The sequence below is a fragment of the Mesorhizobium sp. WSM3873 genome, from assembly GCF_001672445.1.
Classification (GTDB): domain Bacteria; phylum Pseudomonadota; class Alphaproteobacteria; order Rhizobiales; family Rhizobiaceae; genus Mesorhizobium.
Map to the genome: position 1 here is coordinate 107,536 of NZ_LYTM01000023.1, position 25,041 is coordinate 132,576.

Here is a 25,041-nt window from a genome sequence, read left to right on the forward strand (position 1 = left end):
GGCGCCAAGGAATGACGCGTGGATTAACCTCGCGAGATCGACGCTCCCGCGCGAAGCAGAAGGTCGAAATCCTTCCGAACCTTCCGCGACGTCTCCTTGAGATGCGCTTCGAGCACACCGAAATCCGGCAGGTCGGTGGCCGCCAGAAGCAGATCAGAAAGCCCCGGCGGAACATCGTCGCGCTGGAACTCGCCGGTAAGGCAGAGCCTGATCATCTGGGTCAGCGCGAGATAGAGCCTCCAGGCCTCGCAAAGCTCCTGCCGAACATCAGGCGCCGCGTAACCGGGGGCCAGTCGCGCCAGCACTTCCGCCGTCGCGGTTGCCCGCCTACCAGCCTCGACCGCGCCGGTGATGACCGCGACCTGGGCGATGAATTCAAGGTCGATCAGGCCGCCGGGGATCAGCTTGATGTCCCAGAGATCGCGCGGCGGCTTTTCCGTGTCGATCAGCGCCCGCATCTCGGAGGCATCCGCCTTCACCTTGGCGCCGTCGCGCGGCTGGGCGAGAACCGCCGCAACCTCGTCCTCGACCTCGGCGCAAAGCGCTGCGTCACCGCCGATGGCGCGTGCTCGTGCCAGCGCCATATGCTCCCAGGTCCAGGCATCCTGCCGCTGATATTTCTTATAGGCGTCGACATGGGTGGCGACTGGCCCCTTGTTGCCGGAGGGGCGCAAGCGGAGGTCGAGCTCATACAGGACGCCTTCGGCCGTCGGCGCCGAGACGGCGGCGATCAGCCGCTGCGTCATGCGGGTGTAGTAGTGTGAGGGCGCCAGCGGCTTCTCGCCATCGGAGTCTTCCGCATCCGCGTCGTGGTCATAAAGCAGGATCAGATCGACATCCGAGCCGGCAGTGAGCTCGCGGCTGCCCAGCTTGCCCATGCCGAGGAGCGCGACCCTGCCCCCGGCAATCCTGCCATGGCGCAACGCGAACTCGGCGATGACCGCGTTGAGCGCCGCTTCGATCGTGAGGTCGGCCAGGTCCGAGAAGGCGCGACCGGCGCGCCCGGGATCGATGGAGCCCGCAAGCAACCGCACGCCGATCAGAAATTTCTGCTCGGAGGCGAAGATGCGCAGCCGGTCAAGCACATCCTCATAGGCGCGGTCTCCGTCGATGAAAGCCGCAAGCCGCGCCGACAGATAGACACGGTCGGGCAGTTCCGCGAGCAACGCCGGATCGAGCAGACCGTCGAACACATGCGGGCGGCGCGTGATGATGGCGGCGAGCCGCGGCGCGGCGCCCATGATCGTCGCCATCAGCTTGAGCAGTGCCGGATTGGACTGCAAAAGCGAGAAGAGCTGGATGCCAGCCGGCAGGCCGGCGAGGAACTCGTCGAAGCGGATCAGCGCCTCGTCGGCGCGGCGCGTCTGGCCGAAGGCTTTCAGCAGCGCCGGCGTCAGTTCCGTCAGCCGCTCGCGCGCCTCCGCCGACTGGGTGACGCGGTATCGGCCGAAATGCCAGCCGCGAATGACACGGCAGATGTCGCTCGGCCGCTGAAAGCCGAGGCGGTGCAAGGTCTGCAGCGTGTCGGGATCGTCGACATCACCGGTGAAGACCAGATTGCCGACGCCGGCCGACAGTTCGGGTGCCGTCTCGAACAGCGCCGCATAATGGCGCTCGACCTGCTGCAGCGAGGCGCGGAAAGTTTCCGCGAATTCCGCCTCGCCGGTGAAGCCGAGCATCAGCGCGATACGCTCCAGTTCCTCGTCCTCTTCCGGCAGGACATGTGTCTGCTCGTCGGCCACCATCTGGACGGCATGCTCGACACGGCGCAGGAACCAGTATTGTCGGGTGAGCGCATCGCGCGCATCGGCGGTGATCCAGCCGCGCGCGGCGAGCGCGTCCAGCATCGGCACCGTTTCGCGGCCGCGCAGTTCCGGGAAGCGGCCGCCGGCAATCAGCTGCTGCGTCTGGACGAAGAACTCGATCTCGCGGATGCCGCCGCGGCCGAGCTTGACGTTATGGCCTTTCACCGCGATCTCGCCGTGACCCTTGTGGGCATGGATCTGGCGCTTGATCGAATGGACGTCGGCGATCGCGGCGTAATCCATGTATTTCCGCCAGACATAGGGCTGCAATTCCTTGAGGAAGGCCGAGCCCGAGGCAAGGTCTCCGGCCACCGGCCGCGCCTTGATCATGGCGGCGCGCTCCCAGTTCTGGCCGCGGGCCTCATAATAACGAAGCGCCGCCTCGACCGGGATCGCCAGCGGGGTCGAGCCGGGATCGGGGCGCAACCTCAGATCGGTGCGGAAGACATAGCCATGCTCGGTGCGGTCCTGCAGGATGCGCACGAGACGGCGGGTGAGGCGCGAGAACAGCTCCGTCGCATCGAGCGGATCGACCACCGCCGGCGCCTCCGAATCGAAGAAGACGACGAGGTCTATGTCGGAGGAAAAATTCAGCTCATGCGCGCCGAGCTTGCCCATGCCGAGCACAATCCAGCTCGAGCCGCGCGCCGGGTCTTCCGGATGGGGCAGCTTGAGCTTGCCCTGCCCGTGCGCGTCGAGCAGCAGGAAATCGACGGCGGCGCGTGTGCAAGCATCCGCCAGGTCGCTCAGACGGCGCACCGTCAGCGCGGTTTCGGCCTCGCCGGACAGATCGGCCAGCGCGATCAGGAAATGCGCTTCGGCCTTGAACTGCCTGAGTTCCATCATCAGGCTCGATTCCGAAACATTATCGGCCCGCGCAGCGCGATCGACCGCCTCGCCGATCTCGTTGAGACGCACTTCGATCGTCTGGTCGAACAGCGTGTCGAGAATGGCCGGCCGGCGGCGGGCCGTATCACGCAGGAACGGCGACAGGTCGAAGATGGCGGCGAGCAATTCCTGCAGTGCTCCCTGGCCGGCGAGGAACGCGGCCAGACGCGGAAGGCCGTCTTGCTCGGCCGCGTCGGCGATCTCGGACAATTCCCGCCGGGCATGGTCGCCGCCGAGCGGGCGAAGCGCCAGCGTCGGTCGGAGTTGCCATCCCGTATCGATCTTCTTTTTTGCCATCCTGGCCGCCATCAATGCGTCTCCCGGGCCGGGAAACTCATGACTACGGACAATCCGGGATTGGCGGGCAGAAGATCAAGCCTGCCGTTATGGAAAGTCATGATCGCCTTGGCGAGGCTAAGGCCCAGACCCGAGCCCGGCTGCGAACGGCTCTTCTCCAGCCGCACGAAACGCTCGGTGACCCTGGCGCGGTCGGCATCGTCGGGAATGCCAAGGCCATTGTCGGAAACGGCGAGCTTGACCTCGCCGCCGATGCGCTCCAGCGTGACGCGGACTTTCGGGCTCTCGGCGGCGCCGGTCGAGTATTTGATGGCGTTGTCGACGATGTTCGACAGTGCCTGGCCGATCAGCTCGCGATTGCCGTTGATGGTAACCGCCTCCGGCACCGAGGTTTCCAGCACGACGCCCGCCTCTTCCGCCACCGGCTCGTAGAGCTCGACGACATCGCTCACCGTGGCGGCGAGGTCGACCGGGCCGGTTGTTTCGGAGGAATAGCCGGCCTCCAGCCGCGAGATCATCAGGATGGCGTTGAAGGTCTTGATGAGCTGGTCGGACTCGGCGATCGTTCCCTCCAGCGCCTGACGGTAGTCCGTCGTCTTGCGCTTGCCGGCAAGGGTGGCTTCGGCGCGGTTGCGCAGCCTGGTCAGCGGCGTCTTCAGATCGTGAGCGATGTTGTCGGAGACCTGCTTCAGCCCCTCGTTCAGCATGGCGATACGGGCAAGCATCGTGTTGAGGTTTTCGGACAGGCGGTCGAATTCGTCACCGGCGCCGGTCACCGGCAGCCGTCCGCTGAGGTCGCCGCCCATGATGCGGCGACTTGCGTCGGAGACGCTGTCGATGCGTTTCAGCGCGGCGCGCCCGACGAAGAACCAGATCAAGAGGCCGCCGAGCCCCATCATGCCCAGCGCCAGCATCAGCGCGCGGCGGATGACGGCGCGGAAGCGCTCGGGCTCGCCAAGATCGCGGCCGACCAGCAAGATCATCTGATTGGGCAGTCGCAGCACCAGCGCGATAGCGTTGTGGCCTTCTTCGCCTTCCGACCGAGCGCTGCTGTCGCCCGGGGACGGCGCGCTCTGATCGGTGCCACCACCACGCAACCGGTCGAGTTCGCCCTCACCGAAGCGATGGTACGAAAAGGGCTCCGTCGTCCAGCCCTCGGTTTCGATGATTCCCGGCTCCAGGCTCTGCACATTGCCGGTCAGGATCTGGCCGTTGGCGTCGGCGATCAGATAGAGGTTGGCGCCAGGCTGGCGCGAGCGGGCTTCAACCACGCGCACCAGCAACGGCAGGCCGCCATTTTTGTATGCGCGAGCCAAGCCGAGGATCTCGTCATTGATCGTGTCCTGGGTCTGCGCCGTCAGCATGCGCGCCGAGAGCGACGTCATGTAAAAGACGAGCAGCACGGCGCAGAGAGCGAAAAGCAGAAGGTAAAGCGCCGAGAGCCGGGCCGCCGTCGTCTTCATGATGGCCGGCAGGGAAAGAGCCATGTGCGCCTAGATCAGGATGACGATTGGCTGCACGGTAACCCCTTGTTGCAGCATCTTTTCCGAAACGTTCCCTGACTTTCGGTTTGGGATCATGCTCTAGCCGCCTTTCAGCATGTAGCCCGCGCCGCGGATGGTGTGCAGGATCGGTTTGTCGAAACCCTTTTCGATCTTGCCGCGCAGGCGCGAGACATGAACGTCGATGACGTTGGTCTGCGGATCGAAATGATAGTCCCAGACATTTTCCAGCAGCATGGTGCGTGTCACCACCTGGCCGGCGTGGCGCATCAGATATTCCAGCAGGCGGAACTCGCGCGGCTGCAGCGTGATCTCGCGGCCGGCGCGCTTGACCGAATGCGACAGACGGTCGAGCTCGAGATCGCCGACGCGGTAGACGGTCTCGGTTTCCCGGGCGCCGGCGCGACGGTTCAACACCTCGACGCGGGCAAGCAATTCGGAAAAAGCGTAGGGTTTGGTGAGATAATCGTCGCCGCCGGCGCGCAGCCCGGTGACACGGTCGTCGACCTCGCCCAGCGCCGACAGGATCAGCACCGGCGTGGTGTTGCCGCGCGAGCGGAGCGCTGCGATCACCGACAGCCCGTCGCGGCGCGGCATCATGCGGTCGACCACCATCACGTCATAGTCGCCGGCGTCGGCAAGCGCGAAGCCGGTCTCGCCGTCGCCGGCGACATGGGCGGTGTGGCCCGCCTCGGCGAAGGCTTTCTGCAGGTAGTCCGCAGCCTCGCGGTCGTCTTCCATGACGAGAATCTTCATGGAGCCGTTATACGCGATTTCACTGGAAGGTTGAGGGGCAGCCATGACTCAGCGCCTTTGCGTTCGCCAGCCGCATGTCGTGATCCCAGACCGGTACCCACTTGCGGGCACCGTGCTTGGCAAGCGGCAGCGGGTGATGGGAAACCCGCTGCCGCAGGAGCGAAACACGGTGACTGACTGACGTGCTCGGCCCCATGTTTTCCCGGCGGCGGCTCGGGGGTGTTGAAACCGCCGCAAGGAAAAGTCGCTGAGCAATTCCAGGCAAGGCGTGAAGCGGGTTTCCGTCCGGAATTGCGTCAAACAGGGAGTTAGAGCGGTTCTGCGTTCTCGAGGAGCGCTTGAACCGCTCTCTCAGATCAGCCCTTTCCGACCGGCAGCGCGACGAAGCGGTTGCTATCGTCGCGGGTGATCTGCATCAGCACGGCCTTGCGGCCCGACTTGGAGGCATCGGTCATGGCCTTGGAAACGTCGTCGGTAGTATTCACCTCGTTCGAATTGATCGAGGTGATGACGTCGCCGGGCTGAATGCCGCGGTCGGCCGCATCGCTGTCCGGATCGACATCGGTGACCACCAGGCCCTTGCCGTTTTCCGACTTGGTGACGGTGAGGCCGAGATCGGCGAGCGTATCGGCCTTGGCGGGGGCCGCCTGCTTGTTGCTGCCTTCGTTCGAGGCCTGCTTGTCGCTCGAAGGCAGTGTGCCGAGATCCACCTTGAGAGTCTCGCTCTTGCCGTTGCGCCAGACAGTGACATCAACCGACTTGCCGGGCGCATAAGCGCCGATCATGCGGGCGAGTTCCTTCGGCGAGGCGACGTCCTTGCCGTCGACCTGGGTGATGACATCGCCGGCGACGATGCCTGCCTTCTTGCCGGGACCAGCGTCCTGCGCGCTCGAAACCAGCGCGCCCTTGTCCGACTTCAGGCCGAGCGACTCGGCAATGTCGGAGGTGACCGGCTGGATCTCGACGCCGAGCCAGCCGCGCTGGACTGAGCCGTTCTTCATCAGGTCTTCGACCACTTGCTTGGCGGTCGAGGCCGGGATGTCGAAGGCGATGCCGACGCTGCCGCCCGACGGCGAGAAGATGGCGGTGTTGATGCCGATCACCTGGCCGTTGAGGTTGAAGGTCGGACCGCCCGAATTGCCGCGGTTGACCGAGGCGTCGATCTGGATGAAGTCGTCATAGGGGCCGGCGCCGATGTCGCGGCCGCGGGCCGAAACGATGCCTGCGGTGACGGTGCCGCCGAGGCCGAACGGGTTACCGACCGCCACGACCCAGTCGCCGATGCGGATCTTGGAGTCGTCGGCGAAGTCGACATAGGTGAACTTGCCGCCGCCATCGACCTTCAGCACGGCGAGGTCGGTGCGCGGATCGGTGCCGATCAGCTTGGCGTCGAGCTCCTTGCCGTCATTGGTGACGACGGTGAAGTCGGAGCCTTCCGAAACCACGTGGTTGTTGGTGACGAGGTAGCCGTCCTCGGAAATGAAGAAGCCCGAACCTTGAGCCACGGGGCGCGGCTCGCCATTGCCGTGGTTGCGGTGATTGAAGCGGGGCATGCCGAACTGGCCGCCCTGATCGCCGAATCCGCGGAACTCCCTGAAGAAGCGGCGCAGCTGCGGATTGTCCGGCAGGTTGTCGAAGCCGTTCTGATCGTCGGAGCCGTCGTCGGCCGTCGGCTGGATCTTTGCCTTCACCTTGACGCTGACCACCGCCGGCGAGACGCGCTCGACGACGTCGGCGAAGCTCGGAACCTGCGGAGCCTCGACACGCACAGCATCGGCCAGCACGGGCGCAGTGCCGGTGGCAAGCGCGCCTGCGCCGACCGCACCAATGACGGCCAGGGACGCGACAGCCGCCATCAGACGCTTGCGGGTGCTTGAATATGAATCGGGGGCAATATTCATGGGTCTCGTTTCCTCTTTCGAAGTGGATGCGCTCAGGAGAGCATCCTCGGAAAAGAGACTTAGTGAGGCGCACATTACGGCGCCATTTCCGATATATGAAAATTTTGTAATGTTGGCGCTTTAATCGCGCAGCAGCTTGTCCAGCGCCGCCTGTTCCTCGGCGCTGAGCGTGCTGTCGGGCGCCGGGCGGCGCGAACGGGTGCTGAGCACGATGAAAATGCCGCCGGCCAGAAGCAAAAGCGCCGGGGTGCCCCACAAAAGCGCGTTGCGCAGGCTGAAGCGCGGCTTCAAGAGCACGAACTCGCCGTAGCGCGACACGATGTAATCCATCACCTGCTGGTCGGTATCGCCGGCGACGAGGCGCTGGCGCACGAGGATGCGCAGGTCGCGGGCCAGATCGGCGTCGGATTCGTCGATCGACTGGTTCTGGCAAACCATGCAGCGCAGGCCTTCGGACAGCGCGCGTGCGCGAGCCTCCAGCGCCGGATCGGGCAGCACCTCATCGGGCTTCACCGCCTGTGCCGCGCCGGCGAAGACCAACGCCAGCAGGAGGATCAGCGAGGCGAGCGAAAACTTCGCTTTCATGTCGGGCTCGCGGGTAAGGCAGCGGCAGCCGGCTTGCGGCGCCTCGCGGGGGCGCCAACGCGCAGGCGGCGGTCGAGCAGCGACATGGCGGCGCCCGCCATCATCACCAGTCCGCCGCCCCAGATCAGCGTCACCAACGGCTTCCACCACAGGCGCACGACGACCGAGCCGTCCTTGCCCTCATCGCCGAGCGACAGATAGAGCTGGCTCAAACCCAGCGTCCTGATGCCGGACTCGGTCGTTACCGTCTGCCGCACCGGATAGAAGCGTTTAGCCGAGGTGATCTCGCCATCGGCGTTGCCATCGGCGCCAATCAGCAGGAAGCGGCCGCGCTCCTCGGTGAAGTTTGGGCCTTTCTGAGGGAACAGTCCTTCGAAGCGCAGCGTGTGGCCGGAAAGTTCCACCGTCTCGCCGGCGCGCATGGTGAGAATCTTCTCGGTGCCGAACGAAAGCGTGCCGACGATGCCGAGCAAGATGAGCCCGAGGCCGAGATGGGCAAGCGCGGTGCCGAAGACCGAGCGCGGCAGGCCGGCAAAGCGTCTCAGCATGACGGCCAGCGCCACCGAGCCGATGCCCGACTTGACGGCAAGGTCGGTCAGAGCGCCGGCGACAAGCCAAACGGCGAGGCCGACGCCAAGCGCAGCGAAGACCGAGGCGCCATCGATGAACAGGCCGGTGACCAGCATCGCGGCGATGGCCAGCCCGAAGGCCGCCATCAGGCGCTGCGAGGCGGCAAGGACGTCGCCGCGCTTCCAGGCGAGCAGCGGACCAAACGGCACGATGGCAAGCAGCGGCAGCATCAGCGGGCCGAAGGTCAGGTCGAAGAAGGGCGCGCCGACCGAGATCTTGCCGCCGGTGATGGCCTCAAGCGCCAGCGGGTAGAGCGTGCCGACGAGCACCGTCGCGGTCGCCGTGGTCAGGAACAGATTGTTGAGCACGAGCGCGCCTTCGCGCGAGATCGGCTGGAACAGGCCACCTGCGGTCAGGGTGGAAGCGCGCAGCGCAAACAGCGCCAGCGAGCCGCCGATGAACAGCGTCAGGATGCAGAGGATAAAGACGCCACGCGCCGGATCGGTGGCGAAGGCATGCACGGAAGTCAGCACGCCAGAGCGGACAAGAAAGGTGCCGAGCAGCGACAGCGAGAAGGTGAGGATGGCCAGCAGCAGCGTCCAGATCTTCAGCGCCGAGCGCTTTTCCATTACGATTGCCGAATGGAGGAGCGCCGTGCCGGCCAGCCAGGGCATGAAGGAGGCGTTCTCGACCGGGTCCCAGAACCAGAAGCCGCCCCAGCCAAGCTCGTAATAGGCCCAGTAGGAGCCCATGGCGATGCCGCCGGTCAAAAACATCCAGGCGACCAGCGTCCAGGGCCGCACCCAGCGCGCCCAGGAGGCGTCGATGCGGCCTTCGATCAGGGCTGCGACCGAGAAGGAGAAGCAGATCGAGAAACCGACATAGCCGAGATAGAGCAGCGGCGGATGGATGGCGAGGCCGAGGTCCTGCAGGATCGGGTTGAGATCGCGGCCCTCGATCGGCGCCGGGTTCAGCCGGATGAAGGGATTGGACGTCGCCAGGATAAACAGGAAGAAGGCGGTGCCGATCATGCCCTGCACGGCCAGAACATTGGCTTTGAGCGTCGCTGGCAAGTTGGAACCGAAGACAGCGACGAGCGCGCCGAAGAAGGTCAGGATCAGTACCCAGAGCAGCATCGAGCCTTCGTGGTTTCCCCAGGTGCCGGTGATCTTGTAGATCATCGGCTGCAGCGAATGGGAGTTTTCCCAGACGCTCGCCACCGAGAAATCGGAGCCGGCATAGGCGGTGGCAAGAGCGGTGAAGGACAGCGCGGTCAGCGCAAAGCCGGTGACCGCGACCGGGCCGCCGACCGCCATCAGCCGCTGGTTGCCGGCGCGGGCGCCGACCAACGGCACCAGCATCTGCACCAGCGACAGCGCGAAGGCGAGGACGAGCGCGAAATGTCCGGTTTCAACCATTATTGGCTCTTGCTCTCCTGCCAGACGCCCTTGGCTTTCAAGCCGTCGGCGACCTCCTTGGGCATATAGCGCTCGTCGTGCTTGGCTAAAACGCTATCGGCGACGAAGACGCCGTCCGGGCCGAAAGCGCCCTCGGTGATGACGCCCTGCTCCTCGCGGAAGAGGTCGGGCAAGATGCCGGTATAGGTGACCTTGACCGATTTCTGCTCATCGGTGACCGAGAAGGCGACGGTCGCGCCCTGACCGCGAACGATGGTGCCTTTTTCGACGAGCCCGCCAAGGCGAATGCGCTGTCCGGGCTGGACGGTTGCGGCGGCGAGGTCGGCGGGCATGTAGAAATACGAAGCCTTTTGGCCGAGCGCGTAGAAGGTAAGACCGGCAGCAGCGCCGAGGAAGGCCAGCCCTGCGAGGATCACCGACAATCGCTTCTGCTTGCGCGTCATGGCCTACTCCGTCGCCGTCACGCCGAGGGAGGCGGCAAAGGCGGTGAATTTCTTGGCCTGCTCGCTGTCGGCGCCGAAGACGGCAACCGCGCGGCCGAGCGCGTCGCGCGCCCGGTCGGCCTTGCCGAGCACAACATAGGAACGAATGAGCCGCATCCACCCTTCCTCGTCGCGCGGATTTTGTTTCAGCCGGTCGTCGAGGCTTGCGACCATGGTCTCGATCATTGCCTGCCGGTCCTGCGGCGCCATCTGCTGCGCCGCCTCGACCTGCCCGGCATCCGGGCCGGTCGCCGGCTTGCCTGCCGCCGCCGGCGGCTCGGCCGTTTCGGCGAGCGCCTGCTGGACGGCGCTGCGCCAGGGCGAATCGGGCGCAAGCTGACCGAGCATCTTTTGCCAGGCGGCGGCGGCTTCCGCCTTCCTGCCTTCCTGGGCCAGGCCCATCGCCAGATAGAAATTGGCCTTGGCGTTGGCGGGATCGAGCTTCAAGGCCGCGTCGAAGGCGCCCTGAGCCTCGGCCGTGACGATCCCGCCGGCAGCGTTGGCGATCGCCTCGCCAAGGCCGGCCTGGCGCACGGCGCTGTCGCCGTCGAGGCGGATGGCGTTGCGATAGGCGGTCACCGCGTCGGCGTAGCGCTGCAGGCGCAGATAAACCGGCGCAAGCACGTCCCAGCCCTTGCCGTCCGAAGGGTTGGCGGCGAGATGCGCCTCGGCGCGGGCAACCAACTCGTCGACCGAGGACTCGGCAGGGTTCTTGGCCAGCCGCTCGGCCAGCGGCTGCGAGGGCAGATCCGGCGAGCCGAGTGAGCCGTAGAGCCCCCAGCTGACCAGCGGCACCGCCAGCACGGCGGCGGTGGCGACCAGCCTTGCGGCGCGCGAAGGGCGCGGCGCTCGCGCGCTTGGCTGGCTGTCCGAGCCGAGACGCAGAATGCGGCGGCCGATCTCGGCGCGCGCTTCCTCCGCCTCACCCGGCTGGATGAGACCGCGCGCCATGTCGCGGTCGAGTTCCGAAAGCTGGTCGCGATAGACTTCGAAATCGTGATCGCCGGCGGTCGATGCGGCTTTCGTGCCGCCGGCCAGCGGCAAAAGCACCGCCAGGCTGGCGCCCAGCGTAAGGATTGCAGCTATGACCCAGAACAGCATGGCTATTCCAATAAAGGCAGAGCCCTGCCCTGCCAACACGGACGCCCTGCGACGCTTTGGCGGCAGACGCGCCGGCCGTCCTTGATCAATGTCAAATTGCGCCGATCGTTGCTAATTCAGGTCAGCGGCGTCCAGCTGCCGTCGGCATTGCGGCAGGCGGTGCCGCGCGCCGTGACGCCCGAACCGCTCGTGTAAACGGTGTGGGTGTATTGGCGGCAGTCCTGCGAGCCGACCCGGTAGGGCTGGGCGGCAACGACCTCGCCATAATGGGTCGAGCTGTCGCCCTTCCACGTCACCTTCTGGCCGCTGGCGTTGTATTCCAGCGCCTTGTACTCGGCCTCGAGGCCTTTGCGCTTTTCAGCATCGCTCAGACCCGAACCGATCGAGCCGCCGATGAGCCCGCCATTCATGGCCGCGACGATGCCGGCTCCCACCTTACCGGCGGCCGGCGGCGTGGCGACGGGTGTGACCGGAGAGGTCGGGCCGGTCCTGCCCAGCGTGGTGCAGCCCGACACGGCCATCAGGGCGGAAACGAGCGCAACGCGAATCTTCATGCCAGCAACCGGTTCTCTTGAGCGGGATGGGCTTCTTGGGCGAAAAGCACTTCTGGAGCGAGATGGATCGGGAACCGCGCCAGCGGGAAGGATAGCGAGCCCATAGTATTGATATTTGTCGGAAATTTGGCCGCAAGCGGCCGCACGGAAATCGATAAAAACATTATTGAAGGCTCCGCAATCTTACCACCGCCCTCAAGCCGCCCATGCTGGACCGTTCCAGCGCCAGGGCGCCTCCATACTCGTTGACGAGGTCGGCGACAATGGCCAATCCAAGCCCCGTTCCCGGCTTCGTCTCGTCGAGTCTCTTGCCGCGTTTCAACACTTCCCGCGCGCTGTCCTCGGGAATGCCGGGGCCGTCGTCCTCTATGACAATTTCAAACAGGTTGGGGCTTCCCGCAACGGTGGCGACCGAGACGGCAACGGCGCTTTTCGCCCATTTCATGGCATTGTCGAGGAGATTGCCGAGCAATTCCTCAAGATCCTCGCGCTCGCCGGCAAAGACGATCCCGGCGGCCGGCGGCGACAGCGAAAGCTGTGTCTGCGGGTTGAGCTTGCGCAGCACGCGCACCATGCGCTCGACCAGCGGCGCCACCGGCGTGCGGAAGACGACGCTGTCGCGCTGGGCGGCGACGCGGGCGCGCTGCAGATAATGGTCGACCTGCTTTTGCATCGAGGCAGCCTGCTCGGCGATGAGCTCGCCCTTGGCGCCGCCGAGCGCGCGGCCCTCGTTGATCAGCACGGCAAGCGGCGTCTTCAGGGAATGGGCGAGGTTGCCGACCTGGGTGCGCGAACGCTCGACGATGCGCCTGTTGTTCTCGATCAGCGCATTGGTCTCGCTGGCGAGAGGCTCGATCTCGGCCGGAAAGCGCCCGTCGAGCCGCTGCGCGGTGCCCTCGCGCACCATCGCCAAAGCATTGCGCACGCGGCGCAAAGGCTGCAAGCCGAAAAGGATGGCGATGGCGTTGATGGCGATCATGCCGACGCCGAATAGCGACAGATAGGTGAGCAGCCGGCGCTGGAAGCTCGCGATCTCCTGCTCGAGCTCGCTGTGATTGCCCATGACCCGGAAGCGCGCGGCGCGGTTCTTGGCATCGAGCACGAACTCGCTCTCGAAAACCTCCAACTCCTCGCCCTTGATGCCCTCGGTCGAATAGCTGCGCTGGAAGTTCGCGTTGAACGGCACCTCGGCGACGCTCGGCGACAGGATCGAGGAGGTCATCGAGGAGGAATGGAGTTCGCCGTGAACGTCTTCGGAGGTCGGCTCGACCGACCAGTACCAGCCGGAATTCGGCTCCGAGAAGCGCAGATCGCCAAGGTCGGGCGAGCCGATGAGCGCGCCATTGTCGGAAATGCCGACTGAGCCGATCAGGTTGAACAGATGCGCCGAAAGCAGACTGTCGAAGCCGCGCTCGCTGGCCTGGCGGTAGAGCGTGGTTATGAGGGTGAAGATGACGACGAGCGTCAGGATCGCCCAAATCGTGGAAAAGGCGATGACGCGGAAGGTCAGCGAGCGCGGCCAGAGCCGCAGCTTTGAAAGCCACGTTCTCATCGTCGGCTTCAGCGGTTCCGCGTCACGCCTCCGGCTCTCGCATGCGATAGCCCATGCCTCGCACGGTTTCGATCATATCGATGCCCATCTTCTTGCGAAGCCGTCCGACAAACACCTCGATGGTGTTGGAGTCGCGGTCGAAGTCCTGGTCATAGAGATGTTCGACCAATTCGGTGCGCGATACCACCTCGCCCATATGATGCATCAGATAGGCAAGCAGCCGGAACTCGTGGGAAGTGAGCTTCAGCGGCACGCCGTTGACGTCGGCCTTGGAGGCCTTGGTGTCGAGCCGCAGCGGCCCGCAGGTGAGCTCAGAAGAGGCATGGCCGGCGGCGCGGCGGATCAGCGCCCTCACCCGGGCCAGCACCTCCTCGATGTGAAAAGGCTTGGTGACGTAGTCGTCGGCACCGGCATCGATGCCGGCAACCTTGTCGCTCCAGCGATCGCGCGCGGTCAGGATCAGCACAGGCATCTTGCGACCGCCGCGGCGCCAGCGCTCGACGACGCTGATGCCGTCCATCTGCGGCAGGCCGATGTCGAGGACGACGGCGTCGTAAGGCTCGGTGTCGCCGAGGAAATGCCCCTCTTCACCGTCATAGGCGCGGTCGACGACATAGCCGGCATCGACCAGCGCATCCGCCAACTGGCGGTTGAGTTCCTTGTCATCCTCGACGACGAGCACGCGCATGGTTCGGAGCCTGTTGAAGGGTGGAGGTATAGGCCGATTCCGCCGGCCAGGAAACTTAAGCCTGTTAAAGTGAATTGGGCGTCAGTCCAGCGGCACCACGATCTCGGTACGGCGCGGCCGCTGGCCCTCCTTGCCCGGGACCAGTACCACGATCACGCAGACCTGCTGCCCGCCGCGCGTCGCCTGCGAGGCCTTGGCGAGCGTGCCGCCGTTCTGCGCGGCGATCTGCTGGCCGATCGCATAGCAATCGCTTGCAGCAAGCACGACTGGCTGGTCGACCGATGGCTCGACGAGCGGCATCGCCGTCGCCTGCGACGCAAAAAGCCCGGCTGCGGCAAGCGCCAGCGTCGCGGCGCGAGTAAGGGAGCGGAACGTTTTCATGATCACGGTACTAACGCATTTGTGCTGAACATGAAATGAACGGTGAACGGCCGAAAATCCATGCCCGCCATACCCCCTGCCCGCGAGACGAACAAATGCGAGTCCAACTGCCTGGACCCATCAGGACCAGCCACGGATTGATAGCCGGAAAATCACGGGCGCGGCTACGGTTTTCGCGGCTTGTATATGCTCTATTTGCGCCGTGAAGCAGTTGAGGACGGGGAGAATGCCATGAGCCATGACGACCTTGCCAATCTTTACAAGGACTACATTGCCTGCCTCAACGAACAGGATTGGGACAATCTCGGCCGGTTCGTCGGCGAGGAGGTGCAGTATAATGGCGAGATGGTGGGGCTTTCGGGCTATCGCCGGATGCTGGAAGGCGATTTTCAGGCCATTCCCGATCTGCGTTTCAACATCGAGCTTCTGGTTTCAGAGCCACCACGCGTGGCGGCCCGCTTGCATTTCGACTGCAGGCCCAAGGGCATGCTGTTCGGCCTGCCGGTGAACGGCAGGCGAGTCACCTTCGCCGAGAACGTCTTTTATGAATTCCAGGACGGGCGGATACGCGAGGTCTGGTCTGTCATCGACAAGGCCGCCATCCAGGCCCAGCTCTAGAGAAGTCCATCGTTTCAAGGAAACGCCGACTGCTCTAACTCTTTGTTTTTCCGCGCTTCCGGACGAAAAACAGGTGCGCACTTTCCTGGAATTGCTGAAGGAAAAGCTGGTCTCTCAGACACGTTCTTGCGTCAGCGCGCGGAAGCGCAGCAGCCCGTGGTGCACCGCGAGGTCGTCGTCATAGCGCGCCTCGGCGAATTCCAGCGACAGCCGCGTCTGGCCACGCGGGCCGATCGAGAGGGCCGCGCCGTCGAGGCGCGCCTTGATGCTGTCCATGATGAGCCGCGTCTCGGCCTCTCCCTGCGCCTTCGACCAGATGTGGAGCGTGATGAGTTGGTCGTCGTTGTCGTCGGCGCCGGTGTCCAGGTCGAAGGCGCTGGTGCGACCGTAGGTGACGTACGGAAATGCGGCCTTGGCGTCGGCGCGCTCGAGCAGGCCGGCGCCGCCCAGCAGCGCCGACAGCGACGCATCGGTCTTCAGTCGCAGGAACAAGGCCTGCATCAAATCGCCAGGCGCCGTCATATGTGCTTCCTCTCGCCTGCCTTGTCCTCATCGCAGCGTAGCCGCCTTGCACCCGTTTCGCCAGATCGTCGGACGGCGTTCCTTGCCGCTGATCACCGTTGCCTGATCCCTGATCACCACAGTTACGAAACGGATGACGGCGCACAGGCGCCTCATCACCGATCTCGCGGCGATAGACAAGCAAAACTGGGCGGCTGCCGAGAGTTTCGGGGGCGAGCCGCACCATGCGCGGTTCCGGTTCGGCGGGCATGCAGGGCATCACGCGTGTGACGATGTGGGGCGACACGGTTTTTGAGGAAGGCGCCGCGCAGGGTCTGGTGGAGCAATGCGACTACGTCTACACAAGGCTGCTGCCCGGCCCGACTGGAGCGCGGGTCGCTTTCGTCGCGGGGCGCAAGCCTGGCTGACGAGCGGGGCAGACTGGCCAGGGAGGCCGGAAATGAAACTTCTGATCTTTGGCGCCTCCGGCGCGACCGGCCGCGCCCTCGTCTCGGCGGCGCTGGCGGAAGGCCATCTGGTCACCGCCTTCGTCCGCACACCGCGCAAGCTCGCCATCAGCCACGACCGTCTGAGCGTGATCGTCGGAGACGTCGCCGACTGCAAGGCGGTGGAGGGCGCGATTGCCGGTCACGACGCGGTGTTGAGCTGCCTCGGTGTCGGCATGCCACTGAAGCACGACGCGGCGGTGATTGCCGGTATCGGCTTCATCGTCGAGGCGATGCAACGGAGCGGGCCAACCCGGCTCATTTATCAGTCCTTCCTCGGCGTCCGCGACAGCCGGCGGCAATTGGGGCCACTGCTCGGCGGCATCGTCGTGCCGCTCGTGCTGCGCCATGAAGCGGCGGATCACGAAGCGAAGGAAAGGCTCATCGCGCAGTCCGGCCTCGACTGGACGATCGTGCGACCGCCAAAGCTCGGCAACGGTCCAGCCATCGGCCGGTTCCGCCACGGCCACGGCATCCGGGCCAGATCCTTGTTGCCGACGCTGGCGCGCGCCGACGTGGCGGCCTTCATGCTCGATCAAGTCAGCGACAAGACCTATTCGCGTACAGCGGTTGCCCTGCTGCCTTGACCTCACGACACCGGTGCCGCGCCGCCCTCTTCGGTGCGACGTGCGATGAAATCGTCGAGCACGCCGGCGGTGGCGGCAGCGGATGCGGGCGGCTGGAAATCGGAAAGAATCCGCTTCCAGATGCCGGTGGCGCGCTCCGTCGCGGTCTTGCCGCCGGATTGCGTCCAGTTGCCGAAATTCGACCAGTCGGCCACCAGCGGTTCGTAAAAGGCGGTGCGGTAGCGCGCCATGGTGTGGGCGGCCGAGAAGAAATGGCCGCCGGGCTGCACCTCGGCAATGGCGTCGAAACCAATGGCGTCGGCATCACCCGGTGTCATGGCGCAAAGCTCGGCGACCGTCTGCAGCGCCTCGATGTCAGTGATCAGCTTTTCGAAGGAGACGCTCAAGCCGCCTTCCAGCCAGCCTGCGGCATGGATGCAGACGGTGGCGCCGGCAAGCACCGAGCCCCATAGCGCGAACTGCGTCTCATGCGCCGCCTGAGCGTCGGAGACATTGGCGGCGCTGCCGCCGCCGGAGCGCCAAGGCAAGCCGGTGAAGCGCGCGAGCTGGCCGGCGCCCAAGGTCGCCTTGATGTGCTCCGGCGTGCCGAAGGCCGGCGCGCCCGACTTCATGTCGACATTTGAGGAAAACGAGCCATAGACCACCGGAGCGCCGGGGCGCACGATCTGGGCGAGCGTCAGCCCCGCCAGCGCCTCCGCATGCTGCAGGGTCAGCGCGCCGGCGACCGTGATCGGCGCCATGGCGCCCGCCAGGCAGAAGGGCGTGATGATCGACACCTGGCCGAACCTGGCGAAGTCGATGATGCCTTGCGCCATCGGGATATCGAGCTGGCGCGGCGAATTGGTGTTGATGACGGTGTAGCAGTAGGCGCCGTTACGAAATTCCTCCTGCGAGAGGCCGCGCGCCAGCCGGACCATCTCGAAGCTGTCCTCGACCTGCGGTGTGCCGCGGGCGAAGACGAAGGGGAACTTGTCGGACAAGGTGAGCTGCGCGCGGCCGGTGGCAAAATGGCGAAAGCGCGTGTCGACGTCCTGCGGCTCGATGCAGGGGCCGAGCATATGCAGCACGTCGAAATGCTGCAGGAGCTTCATGAATTCCTCGAAGGCGGCGAGCGTGCCGGGCCGCCTTCCGCGCTCGAGATCGGTGACGTTGGGGGCGCCGGAGCCGGCGAGGAATGTCATGGACCCAAGCTCGAGGATAAGGTCACGGGAGCGGTCGCCGCCATAGGCGGGGATCGAGCGCGGCGCGGACGCCAAGCCTGCCTCGACCATGTCGCGGCCGATCCGCACCATCTGGCTGTCCTCGTCGACCAGGGCGCCGGCCTTGGCTAGAATGGCGCGCGCCTCCGGCAGCAGCACCTTGATGCCGAGTTCTTCCAGCACGCGCAGCGCCGTGTCGTGGATTGCGGCGACCTGATCGTCGGAAAAGACCGGCTGCGGCAGGAAGGGGTTCTTCAGCGAACGATAGTTCGGGCGGCGGCTGGACTCGCTACCGGCCTCGCCGGTGCGTCCGCGCCGGCGTTCGCGCCTCTGATCGCGTGCGGCTTCGTCAATCATGCCCAATCCTCCCTATTGCCGCATTGCCTCGCCCTTGGGGTCATAGGTCGAGGCAGCGATGACGCGCGCCGGCCGTTCGACGCCGACAATGTGTACGGAAAGTTGCGTCCCCTCCCCGGCGAAATCGTCATCGAGCAACGCCAGGGCGACGCTCTTGCCAACCGTGTAGCCATAGCCGCCGGAAGTGACGAAGCCGACGCGGCGTCCCTTGTGCCAGACAGGCTCGAAACCGCTGGCGTCGGCGTCGGCGGCATCGACTTCCAGGGTCACGATCCGCCGGGCGACGCCCGCCTTGCGCTCCTTGAGAGCTGCTTCGCGGCCGACGAAATCGCCCTTTTCGAAGGCGACGAACCGGTCGAGCCCAGTCTGGCCGGGCGTGTAGCCCTGCGTGAACTCGCGCGACCAGATGCCGAAACTCTTCTCCAGCCGCAGCGCGTTGAGCGCGTAGTAGCCGATCTCGGCGAGACCAAGATCTTCGCCGGCGGCGAGCAGCGTCTCGCGCAGCGTCCCGTGCAGGGTGGCCGGGCAATTGATTTCGAAGCCGAGCTCGCCGGCGATCGACAGCCGGGCGACCCGGGCGCGAACCATGCCGATGTCGAACTCGGCGCAGGCCATGAACGGCAGGGTTTTGGCGGAGACGTCCTGGTGCGTGGCGCGTTCGACGACCTTCCTTGCATTCGGCCCGGTCACCAGGAAGCCGGACATCGCGTCCGAGATGTCGTTAACCGAGACGCCGTGCGCCATGTGCGCCTCGAACCAGCGCATGTGGAATTCGCGCAGGTAATAGGAGCCCATGATCCAGTAGTCGCCGCCGCCCCAGTTGAGCACGGTAAGGTCGCCCTTCAGCCTGCCGTCATGGCCGAGCATCGGGGCAAGCTTCGCGCGCCCAGGCTTCGGCAGTTTGCAGGCAAGCAGCCGGTCGAGCCAGGCCTCGGCGCCGGGACCGGACACGGCGTAGCGCGAGAAGGCCGTGGTGTCGACGAGGCCGGCGGCGCGGCGCACCTGCAGCACCTCATCGCCGACGATGTCGAAGGCGTTGGAGCGCTTCAGCGTCGTCTCCTCGCGAAAACCCATCGGCGCGAAATAGGCCGGGACTTCCAGCCCCCATGAGGCCGTCCACTCGGCGCCGGCCGCGCTCATGCCGTCATGGGCGCCGGGCCGCTTCAGCGGCCGGCCCGCCGGCAGCCGCTCGTTGGGGAAGGTCATGACGAAGCGCCGGGCGTAGAACTGGCGCGTGGTTTGCCTGAGATACTCGCGGTTGGCGGCGAAGGCGCCGTAGCGGGCGATGTCCATGCCGAAGATGTCGGCCTGCGGCTCGCCGTAGATCATCCATTCGGCCAGCGACTTGCCGACGCCGCCACCCTGGCTGAAGCCGGCCATGACGCCGCAGGCGACCCAGTAGTTCATCAAGCCCCGCACCGGGCCAACCAGCGGATTGCCGTCGGGGGTGAAGGTGAAGGCGCCATTGACCCATTTGCGGATGCCCGCCTTGGCCAGGCAGGGGAATCGCTGATAGGCCTTCGAAAGCTCCGGGCTGATGCGGTCGATGTCCTCGGGGATCAGCTCGATGCCGTAGTCCCAGGGCGCACCGTCCATGTTCCAATGTTTTGGGTTCTGCTCGTAGACACCGAGCAGCACGCCTTTGCGCTCCTGCCGAAGATAGGAGAAGCCGTCGAGATCGACGGCAAGGCCGAGCTCCTTGTCGAGGGCAGCGACCTCCGGAATGTCCTCGGTGACGAAATAATGGTGCTCCATCGGCGTCACCGGCAGGTCGACGCCTGCCATGAGGCCGACCTGCTTGGCCCATAGGCCGCCGGCGTTGACGACATGCTCGGCGACAATCGCGCCCTTCTCCGTAACCACATCCCAGCCGCCGTCGGCGCGCTGGCTGAGCTCGATCACGCGGTTGCGCAGGATCACATCGGCGCCGCGCTTCTTTGCGGCGCCCGCATAGGCGTGCGTCGTGCCGTAAGGGTCGAGATGGCCTTCGTTGGAATCGTAAAGGCCACCCAGCACATCGCTGACGTCGACGATCGGGCAGATCTCCTTGATCTCCTCGGGCGTCACCAGGCGGGCCGTCTCGATGCCGACCGACTGGAACACCGCCCAGGCCGATTTCAGCCATTCCCAGCGCTGCGGATCGCTTGCCATGTTGACGCCACCGGTCATGTGCAACCCGGCATCCTGGCCGGACTCGGCCTCGATCTCGCGGTAGAGCTTGATCGTGTAGTCCTGCAGCGCCGCGACATTGGGGTCTGCGTTCAGCGCATGGAAGCCGGCCGCCGCGTGCCAGGTCGAGCCGGCCGTCAGCTCGGCGCGCTCGATGAGCGCCACGTCGCTCCAGCCGAAGCGCGTCAGGTGATAGAGCACCGAGGCGCCGACCACGCCTCCCCCGATGACGACTGCCCGGTAATGCGATTTCACGAGCCTCTCCCTCTCGTTGGAGAGCCTTACGATACACATCCTGTACACAAGTGTCTAGACACAAGTGTACAGGTCGCTTGCGCGCCGCTTCCCGCCATGCCTATTGTGCGGCCATGATCATGACCGCCCCGCAGGCCGAACCGGTTCTCGGCAACATCAAGGTCACGCGCTCGGACTGGATCAATCTGGCGCTTGAGACGCTGGTTTCAGACGGTATCGAGAGCGTGCGTGTGCTCCCCCTCGGCCAGAAGCTCGGCGTGTCGCGCTCGAGCTTCTACTGGTATTTCGAAAGCCGGCAGGATCTGCTCGACCAGTTGCTCAAGCATTGGCACGACACCAACACCACTGCGATCGTCGAGCGCGCCCAGCGCCCCGCCGAAACCATCATTATGGGCGTGATGAACGTATTCGAATGCTGGGCCGACGAGCGCCTTTTCGACCCAAGGCTCGATTTCGCCGTGCGCGAATGGGCGAGGCGCTCGGCAGACGTGCGGCAGATGATCGACCAGGCCGACGACGAGCGCCTCAGCGCGATCCGTGACATGTACCGCCGGCACGGCTACGACGACGAGGACGCCTTCATCCGAGCGCGTGTGCTCTACTACATGCAGATTGGCTATTACGTGCTCGACCTCAAGGAACCGGTCGAGGCCCGCGTCAGCCATCTCGCCGCCTATCTGCGCTCCTTCACCGGCCAGGAGCCGACCAAAGCGGATGTGGCGCATTTCATGCGCTTCATCGCGGCGCGGTGATGCTACCCACCATTCACGGCCGATTGACCTCCATTCAACAAAGCTTGTGCTGTGGCTTCGCTGCCCTTGTGAGCAGTGATAAAATGGTCGAATAGTTTGGCAGGGTGCCACCTGAAACTGCCCGCATGCTGTTTTCGGGCGAAAGCGCATTGGGGCGGAAGTCTGGAATGCCAACTCCTTCGAAACCCCGCAAGAGAAGAGGCCGGATCGCCTCGGCGGCTCTTGCCGTCGATGCGTGGCTCGATTCCTCGCTCTACGAGATCAGCTTTAAAGCGCGCGAATTCTGGGAGGCGGCAACCATCTTTTCCCGCCGCTTCCGCCTGCATGGCTGGCGGCGCGCCATCATCGAGGTGCTGAGTGAAGGATTCACCATGGGAGCCGGCGGCTTCGTGGTGTTGTTGGCGCTGGCTTTGCCGGCGTTTGAGATCACCGCCGGCGATTGGCGCAATCAGGGCGATTTCGCCGTCACCTTCCTCGACCGCTACGGCAACGAGATCGGCCAGCGCGGCATCATCCAGCGCGATTCCGTGCCGGTCGACGAGATGCCGGACATCGTTATCAAGGCGGTGCTGGCGACCGAGGACCGCCGCTTCTTCGATCATTACGGCATCGACGTTCTCGGCCTGTCGCGCGCGATCTTCGAGAATGTGCGCGCCAATTCGGTGGTCCAGGGCGGCTCCAGCATCACCCAGCAGTTGGCCAAGAACTTGTTCCTGTCCAACGAGCGCACCTTGGAGCGCAAGATCAAGGAAGCTTTCCTGTCGCTCTGGCTGGAGGCCAATCTCTCCAAGAAGGAGATCCTTCAGCTCTATCTCGACCGCGCCTATATGGGCGGCGGCACGTTCGGCATCGAGGCGGCGGCGGATTTCTATTTCGGCAAGAGCGTCAAGGACCTGAACCTCGCCGAGGCGGCAATGCTGGCCGGCCTGTTCAAGGCGCCCACCAAATACGCCCCGCACATCAACCTGCCGGCCGCCCGTGCGCGCGCCAATGTGGTGCTCTCCAACCTTGTCGACGCCGGCTTCATGACCGAGGGCCAGGTGCTGCAGGCGCGGCTGCATCCGGCAGATGTCGTCGACCGCGGCGAGCAGAAGAGCCCTGACTATTTCCTCGACTGGGCCTTCGACGAGGTCAAGAAGATCGCCAAGCCCGGCCAACACTCGCTGGTCGCCCATACGACCTTCGACGCCAATATCCAGAAAGCGGCCGAAGAGTCGGTTGAATTCCATCTCCGCCAGTTCGGCAAGGAATACAACGTTACCGAGGGCGCGGTGGTGGTGATCGAGACCAACGGCGCGGTGCGCGCCATCGTCGGCGGCCGCGACTATGGCGCCAGCCAGTTCAACCGCGCCACCAAGGCGCTGCGGCAGACCGGGTCGTCGTTCAAGCCTTATGTCTATGCCACCGCGATGGAGCACGGCTTCACGCCGGACTCGGTGGTTTCCGGCGGCGCCGTCAGTTGGGGCAGTTGGTCGCCACACAATTACAATGGCGGCTCGGCCGGAAACGTCACGCTGCTCACGGCAATCGCCAAGTCGATCAACACCGTGCCGGTGCGGCTTGCCAAGGACTATCTCGGTATCGGCCCGATCAAGGCGATGGCCGAATCCATGGGTGTCGAATCGCCGCTGGAATCGCACAAGACCATGGTGCTCGGCACGTCCCTCATGACGGTGATGGACCAGGCGACAGGCTACAGCGTCTTCGCGCAGAACGGCTTCGTCGGCTCCCGGCACGGCATCACGCAACTCGTCACCCGCACCGGCGACGTCGTCTATGACTGGGCCAAGGACGCGCCGCCGCCGCACCGTGTGCTGTCGGAAAAAGCTCTGAAATACATGAACACCATGCTGGCCGCGGTGCCGGCGATCGGCACGGCGCGGCGCGCGCAGCTTCCCAACATCGTCGTCGCCGGCAAGACCGGCACCACGCAGTCCTACCGAGACGCCTGGTTCGTCGGTTTCACCGGCAACTACACGGCCGCCGTCTGGCTCGGCAATGACGATTTCACGCCGACCAACAAAATGACCGGCGGGTCGCTGCCGGCGATGGTATGGCAGCGGCTGATGGCCTATGCACACCAGAACATCGATCTGAAGCCGATCCCTGGCCTCGATCATCCCTGGGTCGACCCGGAGGTCGCGGCCAAGGCCGAGGAAGAGGCGAAGAAGGAGGCCGCGGATGCCGCGGCGCAGGCAGAGGCCGAGCGCCCGCCGGTGCTTTCCAGCCGCACCACGCAGACTCTGAGGGCAATGACCAAAGCCTTCCAGGCGGCGCCGGTGCTCAACGCTCCTACCCTACCGGAGACGCTGTCCGCGCTTTGAACCTTCGTTCGACGCATGCGCTTGCCCCGAAACCGGTCCCACTTTCGCGGGAAAGCTTAGCGGAGACTAGGCAATCTGAGCCCGGCCCATTCGCCGGGTGGGATCTCAGCCCCGACACGGAAGTTGAACGACAAGACCCTTGTCGCATCGGCGTCGACCTCGCACCGGAAGCTCAGGCGGTACCATGTGGTTGCGGTGCTGAAGGCGGCCACCGGAGGGTTAAGAACATTGCCCACCTTCAGCGGAATGGATGGCAGCCATTTGGGAGAATAGGAGGCGCCCTGCAACTCCTCGTTCAAAACGCTGCCGCAAAGGTTGGCAACCCGCTGGTCGCGAGGCACCTCGCTCATAGAGCTTGTGGCCAGCGCATCGCCGGTAGCGCCCTGCGAATAGAGCTTTCGAACACCCGGAAGGCCGGAATAGATCGGCGACGCAGCAACGGCGGCGTTGGTAGAACCTGACGTTCCGGCGCTCTTGCTTCGGGACTTCGAGACCTTTGCGGGCCTGAACTTCAGCGCATTTGCTTGCTTGGGCTTTTGCTTTTCGGCCGGCGCCGGAAGCTCGACCTTATCGCCGCTCTTGGCATCCATCGGCGTCGGCGCCGCGGCTGTTTGCTTTTCGGCGGTTGGCGCTCCTGCCTCTTGCTTGGCTGCCTGCTGTTTATCCGTGTCCTGGGCTGACTTCTCGTCACTTTGGGCGGGCTCGGTGTCCGTCGCGGCGATTATCGGCTTCTCGTCAGCCGTGCTGTGATCTGCCGGCTGATCGGCATCGGCCGGCGCGGCAGATTGCTTCTGTGCAGGCTTCGCCACGGCGGGCGGCTTGGTATCGTTATCCTTCGCCGGCGACGGCGTGTTGTCCCGGTTGCCGGCTCCATCCAGGGATGTCCTGGGGCCGGTGTCCTTGTTGCCGTACTGGAAAACGGGCTTTAGCACCGCGATCGGCGGTGGCTTCGGCGGCTGCTTTTCCGGCACTGGAGGCTTTTCGACTTTCTGCTCGGGCGGTTTTTCAGCCTTGGGTTCCGGGGGCTTCTCGGCCTTGAGTTGCTTCGGCTGCGGTGCGGGCGGAGGCTTCGACTTAGGTTGCTCGGGTGGAGGCACAAGCGCGACATTGACCGGCTGCTCCTGATCCGGCTGTTGGGCGCGCTTGGGCAAGGTATAGACCAGAAACGCTGCGATCAGCGCATGCAGCATCAGCGATGCGGGCAAAGCCCACGCCAAATTCCGACGCCGCTCTTCTGTCTCGCCCTTCATCCCGATCGATGTGGAACGAAATGGCGGCGGCTGCAAGCACAGG

Annotated in this window: 22 protein-coding genes; 5 read left to right on the plus strand and 17 right to left on the minus strand. The window is 65.0% G+C overall.

The genetic code is table 11. The features are described 5' to 3' along the window. Positions 1–23: 23 nt before the first annotated feature. The 13 genes from A9K71_RS16270 to A9K71_RS16325 form a co-directional block, all read right to left on the minus strand. Complete coding sequence (locus A9K71_RS16270) at positions 24–3,002, minus strand: bifunctional [glutamine synthetase] adenylyltransferase/[glutamine synthetase]-adenylyl-L-tyrosine phosphorylase (protein WP_066997578.1); 2,979 nt, start codon at positions 3,000–3,002, stop codon at positions 24–26. After that, positions 3,002–4,477, minus strand: coding sequence for a HAMP domain-containing sensor histidine kinase (locus A9K71_RS16275; RefSeq protein WP_066997581.1), 1,476 nt, complete (start codon positions 4,475–4,477; stop codon positions 3,002–3,004). Before A9K71_RS16275 ends, A9K71_RS16270 begins: the two co-directional genes overlap by 1 nt. A 96-nt stretch (positions 4,478–4,573) precedes the next feature. Continuing rightward, positions 4,574–5,248, minus strand: a complete 675-nt coding sequence (locus tag A9K71_RS16280; RefSeq protein ID WP_066997584.1) for a response regulator transcription factor — start codon at positions 5,246–5,248, stop codon at positions 4,574–4,576. Between the two features lie 356 nt (positions 5,249–5,604). Next, complete coding sequence (locus A9K71_RS16285; protein ID WP_066997588.1) at positions 5,605–7,149, minus strand: Do family serine endopeptidase; 1,545 nt, start codon at positions 7,147–7,149, stop codon at positions 5,605–5,607. A 120-nt stretch (positions 7,150–7,269) separates the two neighbouring features. Then, complete coding sequence (locus A9K71_RS16290; RefSeq protein WP_066997591.1) at positions 7,270–7,734, minus strand: cytochrome c-type biogenesis protein; 465 nt, start codon at positions 7,732–7,734, stop codon at positions 7,270–7,272. Next, on the minus strand, positions 7,731–9,722 hold the full coding sequence (locus A9K71_RS16295; protein WP_066997596.1) for a heme lyase CcmF/NrfE family subunit: 1,992 nt from the start codon (positions 9,720–9,722) through the stop codon (positions 7,731–7,733). Before A9K71_RS16295 ends, A9K71_RS16290 begins: the two co-directional genes overlap by 4 nt. Further along, the gene (gene ccmE / locus A9K71_RS16300) at positions 9,722–10,165 is read right to left on the minus strand and encodes a cytochrome c maturation protein CcmE (RefSeq protein ID WP_066997599.1); all 444 of its coding nucleotides are present in this window, start codon (positions 10,163–10,165) and stop codon (positions 9,722–9,724) included. The genes A9K71_RS16295 and ccmE overlap by 1 nt, the downstream gene beginning before the upstream one ends. Positions 10,166–10,168: 3 nt before the next feature. Next, entirely contained in the window at positions 10,169–11,305 is a 1,137-nt protein-coding gene (gene ccmI, locus A9K71_RS16305; RefSeq protein ID WP_066997602.1) for a c-type cytochrome biogenesis protein CcmI, read from the minus strand. A gap of 116 nt (positions 11,306–11,421) precedes the next feature. Next, positions 11,422–11,859 carry a hypothetical protein gene (locus tag A9K71_RS16310; RefSeq protein WP_066997605.1) on the minus strand — a complete coding sequence of 146 codons (438 nt, stop codon included), beginning with the start codon at positions 11,857–11,859 and terminating at the stop codon, positions 11,422–11,424. Continuing rightward, complete coding sequence (locus A9K71_RS31570) at positions 11,856–12,023, minus strand: hypothetical protein (protein WP_156751019.1); 168 nt, start codon at positions 12,021–12,023, stop codon at positions 11,856–11,858. Before A9K71_RS31570 ends, A9K71_RS16310 begins: the two co-directional genes overlap by 4 nt. Next, positions 12,023–13,411: an ATP-binding protein gene (locus A9K71_RS16315; protein ID WP_066997606.1), complete on the minus strand. Its 1,389-nt coding sequence runs from the start codon at positions 13,409–13,411 to the stop codon at positions 12,023–12,025. Before A9K71_RS16315 ends, A9K71_RS31570 begins: the two co-directional genes overlap by 1 nt. A 22-nt stretch (positions 13,412–13,433) precedes the next feature. Next, positions 13,434–14,099 carry a response regulator transcription factor gene (locus tag A9K71_RS16320; RefSeq protein WP_066997609.1) on the minus strand — a complete coding sequence of 222 codons (666 nt, stop codon included), beginning with the start codon at positions 14,097–14,099 and terminating at the stop codon, positions 13,434–13,436. Positions 14,100–14,180: 81 nt separating this feature from the next. Further along, positions 14,181–14,480, minus strand: a complete 300-nt coding sequence (locus A9K71_RS16325; RefSeq protein WP_066997611.1) for a hypothetical protein — start codon at positions 14,478–14,480, stop codon at positions 14,181–14,183. 231 nt (positions 14,481–14,711) lie between these two features. Between A9K71_RS16325 and A9K71_RS16330 the strand changes: the two genes are divergently transcribed. Further along, entirely contained in the window at positions 14,712–15,098 is a 387-nt protein-coding gene (locus A9K71_RS16330; protein ID WP_066997614.1) for an ester cyclase, read from the plus strand. Between the two features lie 114 nt (positions 15,099–15,212). Here A9K71_RS16330 and A9K71_RS16335 read toward each other — a convergent pair whose 3' ends face one another. Further along, positions 15,213–15,620 carry a DUF3168 domain-containing protein gene (locus A9K71_RS16335; protein WP_066997617.1) on the minus strand — a complete coding sequence of 136 codons (408 nt, stop codon included), beginning with the start codon at positions 15,618–15,620 and terminating at the stop codon, positions 15,213–15,215. A gap of 224 nt (positions 15,621–15,844) precedes the next feature. Between A9K71_RS16335 and A9K71_RS31575 the strand changes: the two genes are divergently transcribed. Further along, complete coding sequence (locus A9K71_RS31575) at positions 15,845–16,027, plus strand: hypothetical protein (RefSeq protein ID WP_066997620.1); 183 nt, start codon at positions 15,845–15,847, stop codon at positions 16,025–16,027. A 32-nt stretch (positions 16,028–16,059) separates the two neighbouring features. Beyond that, positions 16,060–16,692, plus strand: a complete 633-nt coding sequence (locus A9K71_RS16345) for an NAD(P)H-binding protein (RefSeq protein WP_066997622.1) — start codon at positions 16,060–16,062, stop codon at positions 16,690–16,692. A gap of 2 nt (positions 16,693–16,694) precedes the next feature. On the opposite strand, the gene A9K71_RS16350 is transcribed toward A9K71_RS16345, so the two are convergent. Continuing rightward, complete coding sequence (locus A9K71_RS16350) at positions 16,695–18,248, minus strand: trimethylamine methyltransferase family protein (protein WP_066997626.1); 1,554 nt, start codon at positions 18,246–18,248, stop codon at positions 16,695–16,697. Positions 18,249–18,260: 12 nt separating this feature from the next. After that, positions 18,261–20,672, minus strand: a complete 2,412-nt coding sequence (locus A9K71_RS16355) for an FAD-dependent oxidoreductase (RefSeq protein WP_066997629.1) — start codon at positions 20,670–20,672, stop codon at positions 18,261–18,263. A gap of 113 nt (positions 20,673–20,785) precedes the next feature. On the opposite strand from A9K71_RS16355, the gene A9K71_RS16360 reads away from it, so the two are divergent. Both A9K71_RS16360 and A9K71_RS16365 read left to right on the plus strand, forming a co-directional pair. Then, positions 20,786–21,424 carry a TetR/AcrR family transcriptional regulator gene (locus A9K71_RS16360; protein ID WP_066997632.1) on the plus strand — a complete coding sequence of 213 codons (639 nt, stop codon included), beginning with the start codon at positions 20,786–20,788 and terminating at the stop codon, positions 21,422–21,424. Between the two features lie 167 nt (positions 21,425–21,591). Then, the gene (locus A9K71_RS16365) at positions 21,592–23,748 is read left to right on the plus strand and encodes a penicillin-binding protein 1A (RefSeq protein WP_066997635.1); all 2,157 of its coding nucleotides are present in this window, start codon (positions 21,592–21,594) and stop codon (positions 23,746–23,748) included. 56 nt (positions 23,749–23,804) lie between these two features. On the opposite strand, the gene A9K71_RS16370 is transcribed toward A9K71_RS16365, so the two are convergent. Beyond that, the gene (locus A9K71_RS16370) at positions 23,805–24,998 is read right to left on the minus strand and encodes a DUF930 domain-containing protein (protein ID WP_066997638.1); all 1,194 of its coding nucleotides are present in this window, start codon (positions 24,996–24,998) and stop codon (positions 23,805–23,807) included. Positions 24,999–25,041 lie beyond the last annotated feature (43 nt).

What these genes read in the sequence shown, in the direction of transcription:
- A9K71_RS16270 (WP_066997578.1), bottom strand. Translation starts at nt 3,002, where the DNA reads ATGGCGGCCAGGATGGCAAAAAAGAAGATCGATACGGGATGGCAACTC.
- A9K71_RS16275 (WP_066997581.1), bottom strand. Translation starts at nt 4,477, where the DNA reads ATGGCTCTTTCCCTGCCGGCCATCATGAAGACGACGGCGGCCCGGCTC.
- A9K71_RS16280 (WP_066997584.1), bottom strand. Translation starts at nt 5,248, where the DNA reads ATGAAGATTCTCGTCATGGAAGACGACCGCGAGGCTGCGGACTACCTG.
- A9K71_RS16285 (WP_066997588.1), bottom strand. Translation starts at nt 7,149, where the DNA reads ATGAATATTGCCCCCGATTCATATTCAAGCACCCGCAAGCGTCTGATG.
- A9K71_RS16290 (WP_066997591.1), bottom strand. Translation starts at nt 7,734, where the DNA reads ATGAAAGCGAAGTTTTCGCTCGCCTCGCTGATCCTCCTGCTGGCGTTG.
- A9K71_RS16295 (WP_066997596.1), bottom strand. Translation starts at nt 9,722, where the DNA reads ATGGTTGAAACCGGACATTTCGCGCTCGTCCTCGCCTTCGCGCTGTCG.
- ccmE (WP_066997599.1), bottom strand. Translation starts at nt 10,165, where the DNA reads ATGACGCGCAAGCAGAAGCGATTGTCGGTGATCCTCGCAGGGCTGGCC.
- ccmI (WP_066997602.1), bottom strand. Translation starts at nt 11,305, where the DNA reads ATGCTGTTCTGGGTCATAGCTGCAATCCTTACGCTGGGCGCCAGCCTG.
- A9K71_RS16310 (WP_066997605.1), bottom strand. Translation starts at nt 11,859, where the DNA reads ATGAAGATTCGCGTTGCGCTCGTTTCCGCCCTGATGGCCGTGTCGGGC.
- A9K71_RS31570 (WP_156751019.1), bottom strand. Translation starts at nt 12,023, where the DNA reads ATGTTTTTATCGATTTCCGTGCGGCCGCTTGCGGCCAAATTTCCGACA.
- A9K71_RS16315 (WP_066997606.1), bottom strand. Translation starts at nt 13,411, where the DNA reads ATGAGAACGTGGCTTTCAAAGCTGCGGCTCTGGCCGCGCTCGCTGACC.
- A9K71_RS16320 (WP_066997609.1), bottom strand. Translation starts at nt 14,099, where the DNA reads ATGCGCGTGCTCGTCGTCGAGGATGACAAGGAACTCAACCGCCAGTTG.
- A9K71_RS16325 (WP_066997611.1), bottom strand. Translation starts at nt 14,480, where the DNA reads ATGAAAACGTTCCGCTCCCTTACTCGCGCCGCGACGCTGGCGCTTGCC.
- A9K71_RS16330 (WP_066997614.1), top strand. Translation starts at nt 14,712, where the DNA reads ATGAGCCATGACGACCTTGCCAATCTTTACAAGGACTACATTGCCTGC.
- A9K71_RS16335 (WP_066997617.1), bottom strand. Translation starts at nt 15,620, where the DNA reads ATGACGGCGCCTGGCGATTTGATGCAGGCCTTGTTCCTGCGACTGAAG.
- A9K71_RS31575 (WP_066997620.1), top strand. Translation starts at nt 15,845, where the DNA reads ATGCGCGGTTCCGGTTCGGCGGGCATGCAGGGCATCACGCGTGTGACG.
- A9K71_RS16345 (WP_066997622.1), top strand. Translation starts at nt 16,060, where the DNA reads ATGAAACTTCTGATCTTTGGCGCCTCCGGCGCGACCGGCCGCGCCCTC.
- A9K71_RS16350 (WP_066997626.1), bottom strand. Translation starts at nt 18,248, where the DNA reads ATGATTGACGAAGCCGCACGCGATCAGAGGCGCGAACGCCGGCGCGGA.
- A9K71_RS16360 (WP_066997632.1), top strand. Translation starts at nt 20,786, where the DNA reads ATGATCATGACCGCCCCGCAGGCCGAACCGGTTCTCGGCAACATCAAG.
- A9K71_RS16365 (WP_066997635.1), top strand. Translation starts at nt 21,592, where the DNA reads ATGCCAACTCCTTCGAAACCCCGCAAGAGAAGAGGCCGGATCGCCTCG.
- A9K71_RS16370 (WP_066997638.1), bottom strand. Translation starts at nt 24,998, where the DNA reads ATGAAGGGCGAGACAGAAGAGCGGCGTCGGAATTTGGCGTGGGCTTTG.